This window comes from Pseudooceanicola lipolyticus (assembly GCF_002786325.1).
GTDB lineage: Bacteria > Pseudomonadota > Alphaproteobacteria > Rhodobacterales > Rhodobacteraceae > Pseudooceanicola_C > Pseudooceanicola_C lipolyticus.
The window spans coordinates 1-2,227 of sequence record NZ_PGTB01000304.1 but is presented as its reverse complement, the minus strand read 5'-3'; the positions used below and the strand labels follow the sequence as shown (position 1 = coordinate 2,227).

General features: G+C 67.8%; 2 protein-coding genes and 1 pseudogene. All 3 read left to right on the top strand.

Features of this window, described 5'->3' with window-relative positions:
* Positions 1-988, top strand: a 988-nt coding sequence (locus CVM52_RS25330) for a phosphopentomutase (protein ID WP_100165022.1), incomplete at its 5' end; no start/stop codon positions are given.
* Between the two features lie 176 nt (positions 989-1,164).
* Positions 1,165-1,797, top strand: coding sequence for a uracil phosphoribosyltransferase (gene upp, locus CVM52_RS25325; RefSeq protein ID WP_100165021.1), 633 nt, complete (start codon positions 1,165-1,167; stop codon positions 1,795-1,797).
* A 68-nt stretch (positions 1,798-1,865) separates the two neighbouring features.
* Positions 1,866-2,227: pseudogene (locus tag CVM52_RS27515) on the top strand (SPOR domain-containing protein); the annotation flags it as partial.

Sequence of the window (2,227 nt, the reverse complement as noted above, 5' to 3'; positions counted from 1 at the left end):
GCCGGGGCTGGGGGCCGATCCGCGCGGCCTGTGCGGCGCCGCAAGCGAGGTCAGCCCCGGCAAGGACACGCCGTCGGGGCATTGGGAACTGGCGGGGCTGCCGGTGCCGTGGGACTGGCACTATTTCCCCGAAACCCGCCCGGCCTTTCCCGCCGACCTGTCGGCGGCGGTGGCCGCGGCGGCGGGAAGCGGCGGTATCCTGGGCAACTGCCACGCCTCGGGCACCGTGATCCTCGAACAGCTGGGCGCCGAGCATATGCGCAGCGGCTGGCCGATCTGCTATACCTCGGCCGACAGCGTGTTCCAGATCGCCGCGCATGAAGAGCGCTTTGGCCTAAAGCGGCTGCTGGAGCTGTGCCAGGCGGTGGCGCCGCGCCTGCACGCGATGAAGGTGGGCCGGGTGATCGCCCGGCCCTTTGTCGGCTCGGTCGAGGCGGGGTTTACCCGCACCGCCAACCGGCACGACTATGCCATCCGCCCGCCACAACCGGTTCTGACCAACTGGGTGCAGCAGGCTGGGCGTCGGGTCTATGCGGTTGGCAAGATCGGCGACATCTTCTCGATGGAAGGCATCGACGAGCTGCGCAAAGGCACGGATGCAGAGCTGATGCAGCATCTGGCCGACCTGGTGGCGACGGCCGAGGAGGGCAGCCTGACCTTTGCCAATTTTGTCGAGTTCGACAGCCTTTATGGCCACCGCCGCGACGTGTCGGGCTATGCCCGCGCGCTGGAATGGTTCGACACGTCGGTCGGGCCGCTGCTCGCGCGGTTGCGGCCGGGTGACCTGATGCTGTTCACCGCCGATCACGGCAATGACCCGTCCTGGACCGGCACCGACCACACGCGCGAGCGGGTGCCGGTGCTGGTGGCGGGGCGCGGCGCGGGGCCGCTGGGGCAGGTGGCCTTCGCCGATGTCGCGGCCAGCATCGCCGATCACCTGGACGTGCCGGCGCAGGGGCCGGGGCGGAGTTTTCTTCCGGCCCGGTAAATAGGCCACCGCAGGTGGTGTCGCGGGGGGCGGGCGTGCGGTTCCGGCGCGGGAAGGGGAAAGAATCGGCGCGGGATCGGGAAATATCGCGGCCTGCCGGGCCACAACCGGGATGCTGCCCTTGCCACGCCGAGCGCTCTGCCGCAATAACATGGCTCAAAACGCGAGGACCCGCCATGAGCCAGCAACTGACCATCGTCGAACACCCCCTGGTGCAGCACAAGCTGACGCTGATGCGGGACAAGGGCACGCCCACGGCGGTTTTCCGCCAGCTTCTGCGCGAGATCACCCAGCTGTTGCTGTACGAGATCACCCGCGAATTGCCGATGACACGCAAGCCGATCGAAACCCCGCTGGAGGAAATGGACGCGCTGACGCTGGCGGGCAAGAAACTGGCGCTGGTGTCGATCCTGCGGGCGGGCAACGGCATGCTGGACGGCGCGCTCGAGCTGATCCCCTCGGCGCGGGTCGGTTTTGTCGGGCTCTATCGTGACGAGGAAACGCTGCAACCGGTGCAATATTACTTCAAGGTGCCGGAATCGCTGGAAAACCGGCTGGTGATCGCGGTGGACCCGATGCTGGCCACCGGCAACAGTTCGGCGGCGGCGGTCAGCCTGCTGAAAGAGGCCGGCGCCACCGATATCCGGTTTCTCTGCCTGCTGGCCTCGCCCGAGGGGGTGGCGCGGATGAAAGAGACGCATCCCGACGTGCAGATCGTCACCGCGGCGCTGGACCGGGGGCTGAACGAAAAGGGCTATATCATGCCCGGTCTCGGCGATGCCGGCGACCGCATGTTCGGCACCAAATAGACCCCGCGCGCTTTACTCAAGCCAGAACATGCGGCATGGTTGCCCCCAATATCTCGTGGGGAGCAGTCATGAGAATAACAAATCTTACGGTGGCCCTACTATTCCTAGTTTGTGCCCCGATCGAGGGGGCGCAGGCGCAGCGCCTGCGCGATGCCGAGCCGCCGGCCGAGTTTCCCCCGGCCTCGTTCACCGGCCGCCAATATATCGACAGCCGCGGCTGCGCCTATATCCGCGCCGGGATTAACGGCAACGTGACCTGGGTGCCGCGGGTGACGCAGCAGCGCCAGCAGGTCTGCGGCTTTCAGCCTTCGCTGACACCGGCGCAATTGGCCCAGGCGCCGCAGCCGCGTGCGGGCAGCGGCGATGCCCCCGAGATCCTGACGCTGGATCCGCAGGCCCAGCCGCGCCGCAGCGAGGCCGAGCCTGCCCC

Bases quoted from the DNA above. Each gene is read 5' to 3' on its own strand.
- upp (WP_100165021.1), top strand. From the start codon at position 1,165: ATGAGCCAGCAACTGACCATCGTCGAACACCCCCTGGTGCAGCACAAG.